Source organism: Mycoplasmoides pirum ATCC 25960 (assembly GCF_000685905.1).
GTDB classification, from domain to species: Bacteria; Bacillota_I; Bacilli_A; order Mycoplasmatales; family Mycoplasmoidaceae; genus Mycoplasmoides; species Mycoplasmoides pirum.
In genome coordinates, this window is the sequence record NZ_JMKZ01000001.1 from 88443 (window position 1) to 104867 (window position 16425).

Sequence of the window (16425 nt, forward strand, 5' to 3'; positions counted from 1 at the left end):
GCGTGGAAAATTAGAAAAGTAATATTCATTATGGCTAAAAAAGAAAAAAATTTTTTTATAGACAAAACCAGCAAATTACAAGAAAATTGCACCATTTATCCAGGTGTAGTTATAGAGAAAAATTGCAAAATTGGAAAAAATGTTACCATCCAATCAGGAACAATAATTACAAATTCAGTGATAATAGAAGACAATTGTTTTATAGGTCCATTTAGTGTTTTACGTGACAAAACAAAAATATCAAAAAATTCACTGATAGGCCCACATTGTGAAATTGTTAGATCAACAATAGGAGAAAATTCAAAAATTTCACACAGAGCATATGTAGGAGATTGCTTAATAGGAAACAAAGTTTTTTTTGGATGCGGTGTAGTTGTTGCAAACACAAATTTTGAAAAGAGATTTAAAACCAAAATAGGTTCAAACACAAAAATAGGCGCATCATCAACTTTGATTAGTCCAATAACGATTGGTGAAAATTGTTTTATAGCAGCTGGAACAATTTTATCAAAAAAAATCAAATCAAACACAAAAATTAGAATGAATTTAAATTACAAATTAGAAAAGAATTAAATATAAATATTTAATTCTTAGAAACAAATAAATAACTAAAAAATTACGTCTTATATATAAGCAAAAAATAAAGTTTTTAACTATATTACTATGTAATATAGTTATATTTTTCCACAATTTGTGGAAAATTAATTTTTAATTAATTTAAAATTAAGCAAACCAAAATTTTAAATTGAAAATGAAAACAAATTATTAATAAAATTTAAGCTAATGGTATTAACTCAGATTATTAAAAAATTAACCTTGTTTCAATTATATTTTTCTACACAAATGATTTTATTTGCAACCAAATAATTTTATATTTCTAGCGCTAGAAAAAAATATCAAAAAAATCAAAAATATTAAAACAAAAAGTGTTAACTATACCGATATTAAAAACAAATTTTGTACAAACAAAACATTAAAAAGTTTATTACATATTAATTTAATATTTATTTTATACAAAAGAAATATTGTTTTACTATTACATTAATATTTTTCTAATATTTAAAAACTATTATTTTAATATTTAAATTATATTGTTTTAATACTTAAATCATATTTGATTAATATTTATTAAATATTATTTAAATATTATATTTATATTAAATTAATATTAATTAAATATGTTTTTAATATTAAATTTATATTTGTTTAATATTTTTAAAGTATTAAGAAAATATTTAATTCATATTAAAAAACTATCATTTTAATATTTAAATTATATTGTTTTAATACTTAAATCATATTTGATTAATATTTATTAAATATTATTTAAATATTATATTTATATTAAATTAGTATTAATTAAATATGTTTTTAATATTAAATTTATATTTATTTAATATTTTTAAAGTATTAAGAAAATATTTGATTTGTATTAAAAAATAGTTTTTATACTAGAAAAAATAAAAGGACTTTAAACAAAATTAAATAGTTTTTGCAGATTTATCAAAATTTAAATTTTTTTAGCAAAAAATTGAATTATTTGAAAAATGATCATTTTTTTTATTCTTTTTTTAAGTAAAACACTTAATAAAATATAAATGTAAGATTTATTAAAAAAATTTTAATACCAAAATCAATTCATATTATTTATAATATTAAAACAATATTTTTTTAATATTTTAGTTAGCAAGGAGAATGTTGATGATATTATCATTTATTAATAATAAAGGTGGAGTGTTAAAAACTACATTATCAACAAATATAGCTGGTGCTTTTACAAAAATCAAACCTAATTCAAAAACAGTTATTGTTGATTTGGATGGTCAAGGTAATGTTTCTGCTACATTCGGACAACACCCCGAAAGATTAAATAATACTATTATCGATGTTTTAAGAAACAAAATATCAATAGAAGATTCAATTATTACTCAATTTCCTGGGTTAGATATATTACCTTGTAATCATGAAATGAGTTTTGTTGATCTAGATGTTGCAAATGGTGATTACAAAGCATCAGATATTAAAAATATATTATTAACATTAGATAAAAAATATGATTTTGTGATTGTAGACACTCCACCCGCAATGTCAACAATTGTTTCTGTTGCAATGAGTGTTTCTAAATTGGTGGTCATACCTTTTGAGCCCGATCAATACTCTATGTTAGGTTTGATGAGAATTGTGGAAACAATGGAAAAATTTAAAAAGAAAAATCCTAAATTATCTGCAATCGTTGTTCCCACAAAATATATTGCTAGAACAAGATTACATCAAGATGTTGTAGCATTAATAGAAAAAAAATTAAAAGATAGAAATGTTGATTTGAGTAAACAATATATATCTTATACAACAAAATCAGCTGCAGCTGTCGGTTATGAAAGATTGCCAATTGTTTTAATAAACCAAAAAACAAAATACCAAGATGAATATATTTCTGTAGCTAAAGAAATATTAAACAAAAACAAATAACAAGAGCAAATTAATCATGGATAAAAACAAAATAAAAAAAAGAAAAAGTTTCGTTGATTTATCTGATGACTTTGATGATAATTTTGATAATGGAACAAAAACTCAAGAAAAAACAACTAAAGAAATTATTAACATACACAACGAAATAAATCAAAGAACAAAAAACATAGATGAAATTGAATCAAATGATGATAATTTAGAAAAATTTGAATCAGAATCAAGCAAAAAAAATAATGTTTTAAGTAAAAAAACAACAAAAATTTCAAAAGAAAAAATTAATGAAAATAGTTTTAAAGAAAACAAAAAAGAAGTAAAAATAAATGAAAGTTTTCAAATTTTTTCAGAAGAGTCTTTAGACAAAGGATTTCATTTTTATTCTAATGATCGAGTTATGAACAAAGTTAAAAAATTAGCTAAATCTAAAAATATTAAATTATCAAAATTAATTACAATGATTTTAGATAAAGCAATTAAAGAAGAATAATTTTTGTAATATGTCAATGACTGAAGAATATGTAACTAAACAATGAGCAAAAATAATAAATGAAATTAAACCGTTTATTGAAAATTTAAATTTATTTGACATTCATGTAAAAAATTTAAAAATTGATTTTTTTGATGAAAACAATTTGTTTGTTTTTGTTGATTCAGATTTTGTAAGAACAACTTTGATTGAAAATTACTTAGATAAGTTTAATGAAATATCAAGCGAAATTTTTGGAAAAAATATAAATGTTTCCTTTGTTGATAAAGAAAAACTTTTAAGTGTCCAAACAAAAAATAAAAATTATTTAGAAAAAGAAAATAACTATATAAAAAAAGAACCAATTTTTAGAAAAAACATGACTTTTTCTAATTTTGTGGTTGATGATTCAAATAAAATTGCTTATGATGCAGCCAAGATTTTATCATCAAACCAAAACAAAAAATGAAACCCTCTTTTTATATACGGTAATACAGGTTTAGGAAAAACGCATTTAGCCAATGCTTTGTGTAATGAATATTTTAAAAATTTTCCTAATTCAAAAATTATTTATATTTCAAGTGATGATTTCACAAGAGAAGTTTTTAAATGTTTAACAAACGGAACAATAGAATCATTTAAAAATTATTATCAAGATGTAGATTTATTGGTAATAGAAGACATTCAGTTTTTGACCAACCGGGACAAAACAAATGAGATTTTTTTTAATATTTTTAATGATCTTATGAACAAAGAAAAAATTATATTAATAACTTCAGATAAAAATCCAGATCAACTTTATGATTTTGATCCAAGAATGATTTCTAGATTTTCATGTGGATTGACAATAAGTGTAAAAAAACCAAACACTAAAACAGTTGTTGAAATATTAAATTTGAAATTAAAAGAAATGGATTTTTCTTTTAAATTAACTGAAGCATCCATAAGAAAAATTGTGAATTTGTTTAACACAGATATAAGAAAGTTAGAAGGTATTTTAAATAGAATTGCATTTTTTGCCATGACAAAGTATACCAATTTAACTATTTTAGATAGTGAACAAATAGATGAAATATTAGAATCTGAATACGAAATAATTAATAAGGAATTAAATAAAGATCCCAATATTCTTTTAGAAAAAATTTGTAGAAATTACAATATTAAAAAAGACAATGTTTTATCTTCATCAAGAAAATCTGAGCACACAAATGTTAGAAAAATATGCATGTATATTTTTAAAAAAAATTTACATATGTCGCTAACAGAAATAGGAAAATTTTTTAATAGAGATCATTCCACTGTAAAAACATCTATTGAAAGTGTTGAAAAAATGATTAATGAAGATAGTTCTCTAAAACTTTTTTTAAATGAAATATTGGTCAAATATTAATTTAAAGTTTGGTTTAAAATTTGTATAAGCATTATTTATAATATAATGTATTATTACTTAGTGTTAAAAATATTAAAATTTTAATTGAGATTATTTATGAAACGAACACATCAACCCAACAAAAGAAAGCGAGCTAAAACTCATGGTTTTCGTGAAAGAATGTCAACTCCTTCAGGACGCCAAATTTTAGCAAACAGAAGAAAAAAAGGTCGTTATAAGTTGACTGTGTCAGATGAAAAGTAGTTTAAAAAAATTGTGCAAAAAAAATATCGACTTTCAGATAAAAAAGTTTTTGAATCTATAACAAAACAAAAAAAAATACACTCAAAAAATTTTTTAATTTATTTTCAAAAAAACAAAAAAAATTTTTTTAGAATTTCGATTAACCCACCAAAAAGTAAATTTAAACTTGCTGTTAGCCGTAATAAAATTAAAAGACAAATAAGAACTTTTTTTGACAAGATACCTAATAAACAAATTTCACTAGATTTGTTAATTATTGTAAAAACAACTTATTTAGAAAACACATATAAAAATAATTGTTATGAATTTTTAAAAATAATAGACAAAATAAAAGATTTAAACAATTTATAACAAATTAATAAGGAAATATTAATGCCTTCTAACAATGTAACATTTAATCCTTTTTGATCAGCAAGTGTTATTAATGAAAACAAAGTTAAAAAAAACTTAAAAAAAACATGAGATATTTTCTTTAAGTTTTTTAAGATTTGCATTTTTTTATTTTTAACAGTCATAGGATTATGAGGTTGTACTCAAAATTTTGCAGAATCATGAGTTGGCACTAGTACAACATTAGGTTCAGGGTTAGAAATCGGCTATAATTTTGGCACTACAAATGATTTTAGATATGATTTACAATCATCAGGCAATGCACCATATTTTACATTTACTCACTTTACAATGGATTATGGACCATTTTATGCATGATTTGTTTGACCCGCGGCTCAAATCGTTTTACCTTTAATGTATGCTACAAGAACGCCCTTGGGTTCTGGTGTGGATTTAGGTTTTAATACAATTCTTTCAATTTTTATATTATTGTTGATTATAAGAATAATTACAATGTCAATAACTTTGAATTCAACTTTAGTTACAGAAAGAATGACTGAGGTTCAAGGCAAAGTTGCTGAAATTAACGCTAAATATAAAAATGCTAAAGATCCTCAATCTCGAAGAAACAAACAACTTGAAATAATGCAACTTTACAAAAAAAATAAAATTAAATCTTCTGCAGTTTTTGTTCAGTTATTTGTGACATTGCCAATTTTTTTAATTGTATTCAGAATAGTTTCATCAGTTCGACCAATTAAAGCAACAGTTTTGTTTACTATATGAGATTTGTCAAAAACTCCAATTTCTGAGATTTTTAGTAATTTTACAAACAATGGTTGAACGTACATATTCTTTTTATTAATTATTATTCCTATGCAATTTCTTTCTCAAAAATTACCACAGTATTGAGCAGGAAAAAGAAATAGAGGAGCAAAAGCACAAAGCCAAAAAGGGAATGAACAATTAAATAGAACCAAAAAAATGCAATTAATATTTTCAGTAGTTTTAGCATTCATTACAGCTGTTTCAGCTGCTGGTGTCGGTTTATATTGGTTTTTAAATGCAATATTTACAATTTTGCAATCTTACATAACACATGTGATAATTTTGAAACGACGTCAAAAAATTCATTCTTCATCTAAATTGGATAAAATTTTGAATAGTGATAAGTAAAAAAGAAGTTATTAATTTTTTAAAAGAAAAAAAATTTATTGCATCAAAAAAAATGGGGCAAAATTTTTTAATAGATCAGAATATTGCATTTAAAATAAGAAAAATAGTTAAAAATATTGAATTTGATTATATTTTAGAAATAGGTCCGGGATTAGGTGCAATCACAGAATGTATAAAACCTTTAGCAACATCAAATTATAAAGCTATTGAATTAGACAAACGTTTAGCTTCTTATTTATTAGAAAAACAAATTTTATTAAAGTCTGAAATTATCATTGGTGATGCTTTAAAAATTAATTGAAATGATTTGTTTCCAAAAAATAAGAAAATTTGCCTTATTGGGAATTTGCCGTATTCAATTTCTTCACCACTAATATTTAAATTTATTGATTCAAATATAGACACAGCTATATTAATGCTTCAATTAGAAATGAGCGATAGAATAACTGCAAAAATTAACACTTCTAACTATAATGCATTTAGTGTTTTTTCTCAATATTTTTTAAAAAAACATTCAAAAAATTTTATAGTTGAACCAAATTCTTTTTTTCCTGTTCCAAATGTTAAATCATGTGTGTCATTTTTTGAAAAGAAGAATATAAACGAAATACAAAACATAAACAAGAACGAATTTAAAAATTTTTTATTAAAATGCTTTAATCAACGACGTAAAACAATATTTAATAATTTGAAAAATAATTATCCTAAAGATAAATTAGAAAAAGTATTAAAAAATTTGAATATTGATATACACGCACGACCTCAACAATTAAAAATAAATGATTTTCTTTTACTAATGGATAGTTTATCGTTATGCAATTAAAGTTAATTTCTTATTGTAAATTTAATTTATTTTTAAATGTTTTGAATTATTCTAGCAAATTTAAGAAACATGAAATATTTAGTTTATTTGTTTTGTCAAAAAAATTTTTTGACACAATATATATAAGTGAAAATTCAGGTGTTTCAGTTGAAATTCTTTATAAGGATAAAAATCAAAAAAATTTAAAAATAAAAAATGAAATTATTAACAAAACAATAGCTTATTTTGAAAAATACTATAATGTAAAATTATCTAATTTGAAAATTACAATAATTAAGAGAATTCCAATAGGGTCAGGACTTGGTGGTGGTTCTAGTAATGCTGCAACTATTTTATTGTTTTTATATAAAAAATTTAACATTCCAAAAAACAAACAAATACCTTTACTAAATATAGCTATTGATATAGGATCTGATGTTCCATTTTTCTTGACTCAAAAAAAATTTGCCTTGGTTTCAAGCTATGGAAATGTTGTTAATCCAATTAATTTAAATAAGTTATCATACAATATTATAATTAATAAAGAGATTTGTAATACTAATGCTATTTTTGCGAAATACAAGCAATTAAAAAAAAGCAATATAATTCATTATCAAAACGATTTAATGCAAGCAGCATTTTGTGTGAACCCAAAATTATTAAAAATATACAAAAATCTATCAAAAAAATATTCAAATGTAACTATGTCTGGATCAGGAAGTTCATTTGTTGTTATAAATAATTAAATGGAGTTTTTATGAGTAAAGTTCGAACAAGATATGCACCTTCACCAACAGGACAATTTCATATAGGTGGAGCACGTACAGCTTTGTTTAATTATTTATATGCCAAACACAACAACGGTGAATTTATTTTTCGAATAGAGGACACAGATGTTGAGCGAAATGTTGATGGTGGAGTAGATTCACAATTATCAAATTTGAAATGGTTAAATATTTTTGCTGATGAATCATTAGAAACTCCAACAGAATATGGCCCTTATGTTCAAAGCATGAAATTGGATGTTTATAGACAATATGCTCAAAAGCTTTTAGATTTAAAATTGGCTTATCGTTGTTTTTGTACTAGTGAAGAATTATCGGTAGCAAGAGAAGAATCATTAGCTAGAGGTCAAACACCAAAATATTCACGTAAGTGTTTTAGATTAACAGAAAAGGAAATACAAGAAAAATTAGATTCTAATGTTCCGTTTGCAGTTAGATTATATATTCAACAGGATAAAAAATATCGCTGATTAGATTTAATTAGAGGAGATATTATTGTCCCTGCAGAATCAATGACTGATCCTATAATTTTAAAGTCTAACAAAATAGCAACATATAATTTTGCTGTTGTAATTGATGACCATGATATGAACATTACACATATTTTGCGGGGCGAAGAACATATTTCTAATACTCCATATCAAATCGCAATAAAAGAAGCACTTGGTTTTGAAGATTATTTTCAATATGGTCATTTGTCGATTATCATTGATGACACAGGTAAAAAACTTTCAAAAAGAAATCTAGATATAGAACAATTTATTGAAGGTTTTATGCATAAAGGCTATACACCAGAAGCATTGATTAATTTTATAGCATTGTTAGGTTGATCTGATCCAGATAATAAAGAAATATTAAGTATGTCTGAATTAATTAAAAAATTTTCACTTGATAGAATTGGTTTATCACCAGCATTTTTTGATATTAAAAAATTAAATTGAATATCTAATGAGTATTTTAAAAAAATGGATCCCGATGTTTATTGTACTTTTGTAATGCCTTTTTTAAATTTGAATAATCCTTTAATTCGAGACAAAGAAAAACAATTAGCATTATTATTTAAAAAAGAATTACATTATGCACAAGAATTAAATGATTTAATTGAACAAAATTTTTTAAGTAATTTGTCTTGAGAAAACATAGATATTAAAATTAAAGAATGATTAAAAATAAATTCAAGTTCTAAAATTTTTGCAGAGTTGTTTAAACAATTATCATCAATTCAAGTTTGAGATAGTCAAAACATTAAAACAGCAATAAAAACAGTAGGTTCAAATATCCAATTAGAGGGCAGCAAATTATTTATGCCTATTAGAATGTCGTTAACTGGTCAAGAACATGGTCCTGATTTGTCATCTATAATTAGTTTATATGATAAAAAACAAGTTTTACTATATGTTGAGGAAGTATCTAAAAATTTAAATTAAATATGAACAAAGTTAAATATTTTAGTTTTAAACCTTTATCAAAATTACAATTTTTAAAAGATCCTATTCACGGGGAAATTAATTTTGATGATGATACTTTGTGAATGTATGATATTTTGAATACAAAAGAATTCAAACGTTTACAAGATATTAAACAACTAGGTTTGTCTATACACACTTTCCCTGGAGCATCACATACTCGTGCTTCTCATTGTTTAGGTGCATACGAAGTTATGCGAAGGATTTTAACTAAACCTAGTTTTAAATCAATATCAAAAAACGAAAAATTAATTTTATTGTGTGCTGCACTTTTACATGATTTGGGTCATGGTCCACATTCACATGCTTTTGAAGATTATTTTTTAACTTCTTTAGATGAAGATTCAAAATATTTATTTCACCATGAATGATTTTCTGTTAATTTAATAACAAATCCAAAAGGTGAAATTGCGCCAATATTATTAAAAAACAATATTGATCCGAATTTAGTTGCTTCATTAATTCAACACGACAAAAAGAAAAATAATTTACTACCTTCTTGAATGACACAATTAATTTCATCTGAATTAGATGTTGATCGAATAGATTATTTATTGAGAGATTCTTATTATACTGGAACCAATTATGGTTATATTGATTCAAGAGCACTAATACATTGGATTAATTTTGATTCAAACAAAAAATGTGTTAGTTTTTCCAAAAAAGCTATCCCTATAATTGAAAATTTTTTGATTGGCAGATATCACATGTACCAATCAGTTTATTTAAATGAAAAAACATCGTTATTAGTTGCTACTCTTTGATTTGCTTTTAAAAGAATAAAAGATTTAGATTTTCATAATAAATTTGATTGAAACAACAACACTGAATTGCGGGATGTTTTAAAAATTTTTTTTGCTAATGAATCTGTTAAGAAAATTGATTTAGATAAATATTTGTTTTTGACTGATTCAATGTTTAATTCTTTTTTGTCAACAACATACTTAAAATCTAAAGATAAAATTTTACATAAAATTCTTGAATCATTTTTTGAAAAAAATAAATACATAATGCTCTTATTTGATGATTTTAAAATACGAGATTTTGAATATAAAAAATTTACAAATTTAGAAAATGCAAAATATTTTGTAACTAAATATGAATTTCCAACCAAGGCTTTTTATTCGCCTAATAAAAATTCTTCAGGCATTACAATTTTTGATGATACAAGCAAAAAAAATGTATCAATAATTAATGATAGTGAATTAATTAAAAATGGAAATAAATTATTTACACAAAATAACAAATATAAATATGGGATATTAATACATGAAGATTTTTTAAATAATAATTCAACAATTGCTAAAATCTTAAAAAGATAAAATATAATAACACTACCAAAATAATCTAAACTTAAAAATTTATATCATTTTACTATAAATGTTACTTGAGGTTTACAATGAATAACTTAATAGATCAAGCTTTTACAATAGCCCAATCTCAATTTAAAAATCGTTCGTTTGATTTTAATGCTTTGTGAAAAGAAGTTGTTAAAAAAAATAAATTTTCAAAAGACGAAGAAGCGAAAGTTGTGGGTAATTTTTACTTAGAATTATTACAAGATCTTCGCTTTGTTCACATTGGTGATAGAAAATGAAGATTGCGTGAAACTATGAAATATAATGAATGAGATAAGATTTCACAATCAATGTTCGGCATTAAAGAATATTATGAAGAAGGTTACGAAAATTTTCAACCCGAAAAGAGTGATGAGGACACTTTAGGTTTAGATACAATAAACATGAGTAACGAAGACAATATTTCTGATACAAATTATGTACAAAATTTATTAGATTCTGAAACAGAAAATCATGATGATGATAATGATGATTTGTAAAATTTTTAATATAAAGTAGAAAGATTTTTTATGACATTACTTCAACATTCCACTCGTCTTGTAAATGCTAATTCTATTATAGAAAAAGCTCACAAAGAAAAATATGCTATTGCTCATATAAATATTAATAATTTAGAATGAACAAAAAGTGTTTTAGAGGCTGCCCAAGAAACAAAAACACCAGTTATTTTAGGTGTATCTGAAGGTGCAGTTAAGTATATGGGTGGTTATAAATTAATTCATTGTCTAGTATCTAGTTTGTTAGATTCAATGGATATCACTATTCCTGTAGTTTTGCATTTAGATCATGGTTCTTATGATGGTACTTTCAAAGCTCTTGATGCTGGTTTTACTTCTGTGATGTTTGACGGTTCTCATTTACCATTTAATGAAAATTTAGAAAAATCCCAAAAAGTTGTAGAATATGCAATTAAGCATAATGCATCTGTTGAATTAGAAACAGGAACTATTGGCGGCGAAGAAGATGGCGTTATTGGACAAGGTGAATTAGCAGATCCAGAGGAATGTAAAAAATTAGTTGATTTAAAAAATGTAACTATGCTTGCTGCTGGATTTGGAAATATTCATGGTTTGTATCCTGAGAATTGAAAAGGATTAGATTTTGAATGTTTAAAAAATATTCATGAAGTTACTAATACACCTTTAGTCTTGCATGGCGGATCCGGAATTCCAAATGAACAAGTTGAAAAAGCTATATCATTAGGTATTAGCAAAGTTAATGTAAATACAGAATGTCAATTAGCTTTTGCTGAAGCAACAAGAAAATACATTATGGATAATAAAGATTTAGATTATGCTAAAAAAGGATATGATCCTAGAAAATTATTGAAACCTGGTTGCGAAGCTATTAAAAAAACATGTATTGAAAAATTTACATTATTTAAATCAATAGGAAAAGCATAATCTATATGTTATCAGCTGGAATTGTTGGATTACCTAATGTTGGAAAATCTACATTATTTAATGCGATAACTAATTCTCAAGTTGAAGCAAATAATTATCCTTTTGCTACAATCGAACCTAATGTTGGCATTGTTGAAGTTAGAGACCAAAGATTAATTGAATTAGCCAAATTAATTAATCCTGAAAAAATTATTTTTGCTACATTTAAGTTTGTGGATATTGCAGGTTTGGTAAAAGGCGCATCTAAAGGCGAAGGTTTAGGCAATAAATTTTTATCAAACATTAGAGAAGTAGATTGCATTTGTCATGTAATTCGTTGTTTTGATAGTAATGATATTACTCATGTTAATAACGAAGTAAATCCTATTAGTGATTTAGAGACTATTAATTTTGAATTAATTGTTTCTGATTTAGAAGTTGTTGAAAATCGAATTTCAAAAATATCTAAAAAAGCACAATCAGGTGATAAAAGTTCAAATGAAGAATTAGAATTTTGCTATTTGCTAAAAAAAACTTTAACAAATAATAAATTTGCTAATGAAGTTATTGAAACTGAAAAACAAAAAGAGTATGCAAAATCATATAATTTATTAACAGCAAAACCAATTATATACATCGCAAATATAGATGAAGCCTACATTAAAAATCCTAAAGAAGTAGAACATTTTGTAAATTTAAAAAATTATTTATTAAATCAAAACAAAAATAATATTATTATTCCAATTAGTGCTAAAATCGAATTTGAAATTTCTGAATTACCTGTCGAAAATAGACAAGAAATGATGGATGCGCTAGGATTTATAAATGAATCAGGTTTAGATCAAATTGTTAAAGCAGCATATCAAATTTTGGACCAATTAACTTATTTTACTTTTGGCAAAAAAGAAACAAGAGCTTGAACTTTTTTAAAAGGATATAAAGCCCCACAATGTGCAGGTATCATTCATTCTGATTTTGAACGAGGTTTTATTAAAGTAGAAGTGATTAGCGTGAATGATTTATTAGAGTGTAAATCAGAGGCAAAAGCAAAAGAAATGGGAAAAATTAGATTAGAGGGGAAAGATTATTTAATGCAAGATGGTGACGTATGTAATTTTAAATTTAATGTTTAACACTTTTTAATATTATATTAATAGTAAAGGGGAAATTTATGGCTAAACAAAATGCATTTATTAATCACACTGGATGAATTGAAGTTATTTGTGGACCAATGTTTGCAGGTAAATCAGAGGAATTATTGCGGAGAATAAATCGCATGTCTTTTGCAAATGTAAAATGTTTAGTCTTTAAACCATCTATTGATACAAGAAACCGTGATGTCAAATCAAGAGACGGAAGATCAGCAGAAGCTATAATTATTGAAGATCCATATGAACTTTATAGTTATGTTCAAAAAGAAAGACCAGATTTAGTTGCAATAGATGAAGTTCAATTTTTCGGAAAAGAAATTATTGAAATAGTTCAAACATTTGCTGATAATGGCATTAATGTTTTAGTTGCGGGATTAGATCGTGATTTTCGGGGAGAACCCTTTGGTTCTATACCAGCATTATTAACAATTGCTGAAAAAATTACAAAATTAACAGCAATTTGCACAGAATGTGGGGCCGAAGCTTCGAGAACTCAAAGATTAATAAATGGGAAACCCGCTCCATATGAATCTCAATTAATTTTAATTGGTAACCAAGAATCATATACTGCTAGATGCAGACATCACCATAGTGTTCCTAATCGTCCAATCAAACCTCAAACAATTGAATTTAAAAATCATATAAAAAATATAAAAAAATTTGATGATATTTCAAACAAATCTTAATATTTTTTAAATATATGAACTATCATTTCATTTTTTAACATTATTAATGTTTTTCAATAAATTTTTTACAAAAATTTTAGGAATATTTAAATTTGTTTTTAAATGATATAAAGCTCTAGAACCAACTACATCTTCAATTTCATTTAAAATAATTTGCCTTTTATTTTTTAAAAAGAAATCTATTCCATAGAAACCTAATGGCAATTTGTTAATAATTTTTTTTAAATAAATTTTTTGTAAGAAATTTAATTTGTATTTTTCAACATTTTTATTGATACTGAAATTTGCTCTAAATTCTTCTGAGTTATTAGCAGTTCTTTTTACAGCATAAAGAATTTTTTTGAACATTACATAAACTCTAATATCTACATTTCCGTGCTCAAAAAAATCTTGGACAATGTATTCTTTATTTAAAACATTAATTTTATCTAATTCATCAAAATTATTTATTTTGTATACTTGATTTCCGCCATACCCATTTGTTTCTTTTACAATGATTGGATATTTGTATTTTTTATTCTTATTTAAAAAATTTGTTTCTAACACATTAATATTATTAAATTTTGCTCATTTGTATGTTTCAAATTTATTGTTTGCCATATTAGAGAAATTTACATCATTAAATATTAATGCTTGTTTGTTGTCGGGTAAAAAATAGGTTAATCTAGATCTATTAACTATAATTTCAAAAGAACTTAAATCAATCAAATTTAAAACATTTTTATCAACTATAAATATTTGAGGCAAACACCCTCAATTTTTAAATTCTAAAACAAGATTTTCTGCAAACTGTTCATTATATTTAAAATTGCTTTTTTCATAAACAATAGCTACTTTTAATCCACAAAAGTTTTTTTTATTTTTTTTCATAATATTTTTTATCTTTTAAAATTTCATTTATTAAATCAATAGCAAAATTTTTATTAAATATTTGCGATATATTAGCTAGTTGCACATTAGAATTTGCTTCACAAAAAACTAGTTTTTTGTTTTTGTCAAAAATAAAATCAATTCCTCCATAAAACAATTTTAATTTTTTTGTTATTAAGTCAATTGATTTTTCAAAATTTTTAGGCAGTAATTTATTAAAAATTTCAGCTTTAGAATTTTGACTCAAGTTAGAACGAAAATCATTTAAATTAACTTGTTTTATGCAAGATATAATTTTATTGTTGATAACTAAAATTCTTAAGCTTTGCCCAGAAAAACTTTTGTAAAATTCTTGAACAATAATTTGTTTATTTTTTAATTCCAAAAATTTGTTTTTAAATTCTTTTAAATTATTTATTAAATAAACCTGTTCTCCAAAAGATCCATAAACTTCTTTAATAATCAAAGGAAATTTAAAATTATTTTTTACATTTGTTAAAAAATCAGAAATAGCTTTATTTGAACCATTTAAATTAAAAGTAACAGGTCCTATTAAAGTTTTGGGTTGTTTAATTGATTTTTCTTTAATTAATTCAATATGTGTTAAAGCTTTATTATCACAAACATTAATTGAATATGAATTGTTGTATAAGTGATAATTTTGTTTTTCCAAATACTTGGCTACAGGAATATTTTTTTCTAAAAATAAAATTTTTTTCGATGGAAGAAAAAAAGATTTGTTTGTGTTTATTAAAACTTCTAATTTATTAGTTGGGATAAAGTAAACGTTTGTTTTGAGATAATCACTAGCTTTTTTAATTAAATTTAATTGATTTTTTATTTTGCTAGAATTCAAATAAGAATTATAAATAATTGTTAATTTATTTTTCATTTTGAATCTCAGATAAAGTTATTAAATTTTTAATTAACATTATTATTGTCAATGGTCCTATTCCGCCCGGTACTGGTGTGCCGAATTTTGCATTTTTTTCAGCAACATCATAATTTATATCACCTGTAATTTTTTTACTATTCTTAGTTCTATTAATTCCTACATCAAAAAAAACAGAATTTTTTTTAATTTTAGATGAATCTATAACATTGGATTTACCAATAGCTGTAATTAATATATCTGCTTTAGAAATTTTGTTATTAATTGATTTACTATTTTTGTCTAAAGATAAAATTTTATACTGTTTTTTGTATCAATTAATTATAGGCATTCCACCAGTCCTTCCTTTTCCTACAACAACAATTTTTTTATTTTTAAACGAAATTTTATATTTTTTAGAAAAAGCTTCTATAGCACCCACAAGACAAGGGACTAGAAATTCATTATTTTTTGTTCTAAGTTTTAATGTTTTTTTATTAAATACATCAACATCTTTTTTACAATCTATTTTTTTTAAAATACTTTCACAATCAAATTTTTTTGGGATAGGTAATTGCAATAAAATACCGTTTACTTTAACATCAGAGTTTAATTTTTCTATTAATTGAATTATTTCTTTTTGCGCAACTGTTTTTTTAAATTTTCAAAGTTTTGTTTTAATTTTTAAATTATTGCAAACATTTATTTTTCTTTTAATATAAATTGAACTAGCATAATCATCGCCAATTTGGATAATGTCTAATCTAATATTTTTATTTTTTGTTTTTTCAAGCATTGCTTTTTCTAGTTCTAATGCTAACTTTATTCCATCTAATTTGATCATTGTTTATTCCTACGAACAACATAATTATTAATTATGTTAGATATTATTTTATTACATTCGAATACTATTTGGTAGTAAAAAAATATGTTTAAAATATTTATAAAATATTGTTATAAAGATTTTATCTTTTTGTAATATA

General features: G+C 23.6%; 18 protein-coding genes. 15 read left to right on the plus strand and 3 right to left on the minus strand.

The window, feature by feature from the left end; translation table 4 throughout:
* The first annotated feature begins 30 nt into the window (after window positions 1-30).
* The 15 genes from T397_RS03710 to T397_RS0100450 all read left to right on the plus strand — a co-directional run bounded on the left by T397_RS03710 (window position 31) and on the right by T397_RS0100450 (window position 13701).
* The gene (locus T397_RS03710; RefSeq protein ID WP_052663030.1) at window positions 31-573 is read left to right on the plus strand and encodes a DapH/DapD/GlmU-related protein; all 543 of its coding nucleotides are present in this window, start codon (window positions 31-33) and stop codon (window positions 571-573) included.
* 1128 nt (window positions 574-1701) lie between these two features.
* Complete coding sequence (locus T397_RS0100385; RefSeq protein WP_027123741.1) at window positions 1702-2469, plus strand: ParA family protein; 768 nt, start codon at window positions 1702-1704, stop codon at window positions 2467-2469.
* Window positions 2470-2485: 16 nt separating this feature from the next.
* The gene (locus T397_RS0100390) at window positions 2486-2953 is read left to right on the plus strand and encodes a hypothetical protein (protein WP_027123742.1); all 468 of its coding nucleotides are present in this window, start codon (window positions 2486-2488) and stop codon (window positions 2951-2953) included.
* Between the two features lie 10 nt (window positions 2954-2963).
* Window positions 2964-4322 (plus strand): chromosomal replication initiator protein DnaA, encoded by a 1359-nt coding sequence (gene dnaA / locus T397_RS03715; RefSeq protein ID WP_052663031.1) that lies wholly within the window; start codon window positions 2964-2966, stop codon window positions 4320-4322.
* Window positions 4323-4418: 96 nt separating this feature from the next.
* A complete protein-coding gene (rpmH, locus tag T397_RS0100400; protein ID WP_027123743.1) occupies window positions 4419-4565 on the plus strand; it encodes a 50S ribosomal protein L34 in 147 nt (48 codons plus the stop codon).
* Between the two features lie 12 nt (window positions 4566-4577).
* Entirely contained in the window at window positions 4578-4916 is a 339-nt protein-coding gene (gene rnpA / locus T397_RS03720) for a ribonuclease P protein component (RefSeq protein WP_052663032.1), read from the plus strand.
* A gap of 21 nt (window positions 4917-4937) precedes the next feature.
* Window positions 4938-6071, plus strand: coding sequence for a membrane protein insertase YidC (gene yidC, locus T397_RS0100410; protein WP_036448538.1), 1134 nt, complete (start codon window positions 4938-4940; stop codon window positions 6069-6071).
* Window positions 6061-6894 carry a 16S rRNA (adenine(1518)-N(6)/adenine(1519)-N(6))-dimethyltransferase RsmA gene (gene rsmA / locus T397_RS0100415; protein WP_027123745.1) on the plus strand — a complete coding sequence of 278 codons (834 nt, stop codon included), beginning with the start codon at window positions 6061-6063 and terminating at the stop codon, window positions 6892-6894. The genes yidC and rsmA overlap by 11 nt, the downstream gene beginning before the upstream one ends.
* Window positions 6885-7619 (plus strand): GHMP family kinase ATP-binding protein, encoded by a 735-nt coding sequence (locus T397_RS04155; RefSeq protein ID WP_052663033.1) that lies wholly within the window; start codon window positions 6885-6887, stop codon window positions 7617-7619. The genes rsmA and T397_RS04155 overlap by 10 nt, the downstream gene beginning before the upstream one ends.
* Window positions 7620-7630: 11 nt before the next feature.
* Complete coding sequence (gene gltX / locus T397_RS0100425) at window positions 7631-9085, plus strand: glutamate--tRNA ligase (protein ID WP_027123746.1); 1455 nt, start codon at window positions 7631-7633, stop codon at window positions 9083-9085.
* A 2-nt stretch (window positions 9086-9087) separates the two neighbouring features.
* On the plus strand, window positions 9088-10446 hold the full coding sequence (locus T397_RS03730; protein ID WP_052663034.1) for an HD domain-containing protein: 1359 nt from the start codon (window positions 9088-9090) through the stop codon (window positions 10444-10446).
* 77 nt (window positions 10447-10523) lie between these two features.
* Entirely contained in the window at window positions 10524-10961 is a 438-nt protein-coding gene (gene rpoE / locus T397_RS0100435; protein WP_036448540.1) for a DNA-directed RNA polymerase subunit delta, read from the plus strand.
* Between the two features lie 30 nt (window positions 10962-10991).
* Window positions 10992-11885, plus strand: coding sequence for a class II fructose-1,6-bisphosphate aldolase (gene fba / locus T397_RS0100440; protein ID WP_036448542.1), 894 nt, complete (start codon window positions 10992-10994; stop codon window positions 11883-11885).
* Between the two features lie 5 nt (window positions 11886-11890).
* Window positions 11891-12997 carry a redox-regulated ATPase YchF gene (gene ychF / locus T397_RS0100445; RefSeq protein ID WP_027123749.1) on the plus strand — a complete coding sequence of 369 codons (1107 nt, stop codon included), beginning with the start codon at window positions 11891-11893 and terminating at the stop codon, window positions 12995-12997.
* A 38-nt stretch (window positions 12998-13035) separates the two neighbouring features.
* Complete coding sequence (locus T397_RS0100450; RefSeq protein ID WP_027123750.1) at window positions 13036-13701, plus strand: thymidine kinase; 666 nt, start codon at window positions 13036-13038, stop codon at window positions 13699-13701.
* 6 nt (window positions 13702-13707) lie between these two features.
* Here T397_RS0100450 and T397_RS0100455 read toward each other — a convergent pair whose 3' ends face one another.
* From T397_RS0100455 to T397_RS0100465, 3 genes are read right to left on the minus strand one after another with little or no spacing between them, the layout of a single operon-like run.
* Window positions 13708-14571, minus strand: a complete 864-nt coding sequence (locus T397_RS0100455; protein WP_027123751.1) for an ATP-grasp domain-containing protein — start codon at window positions 14569-14571, stop codon at window positions 13708-13710.
* On the minus strand, window positions 14558-15463 hold the full coding sequence (locus T397_RS03735; protein ID WP_052663035.1) for an ATP-grasp domain-containing protein: 906 nt from the start codon (window positions 15461-15463) through the stop codon (window positions 14558-14560). Before T397_RS03735 ends, T397_RS0100455 begins: the two co-directional genes overlap by 14 nt.
* Window positions 15453-16286 (minus strand): bifunctional 5,10-methylenetetrahydrofolate dehydrogenase/5,10-methenyltetrahydrofolate cyclohydrolase, encoded by an 834-nt coding sequence (locus T397_RS0100465; protein ID WP_027123752.1) that lies wholly within the window; start codon window positions 16284-16286, stop codon window positions 15453-15455. The genes T397_RS03735 and T397_RS0100465 overlap by 11 nt, the downstream gene beginning before the upstream one ends.
* Between the last annotated feature and the right edge of the window lie 139 nt (window positions 16287-16425).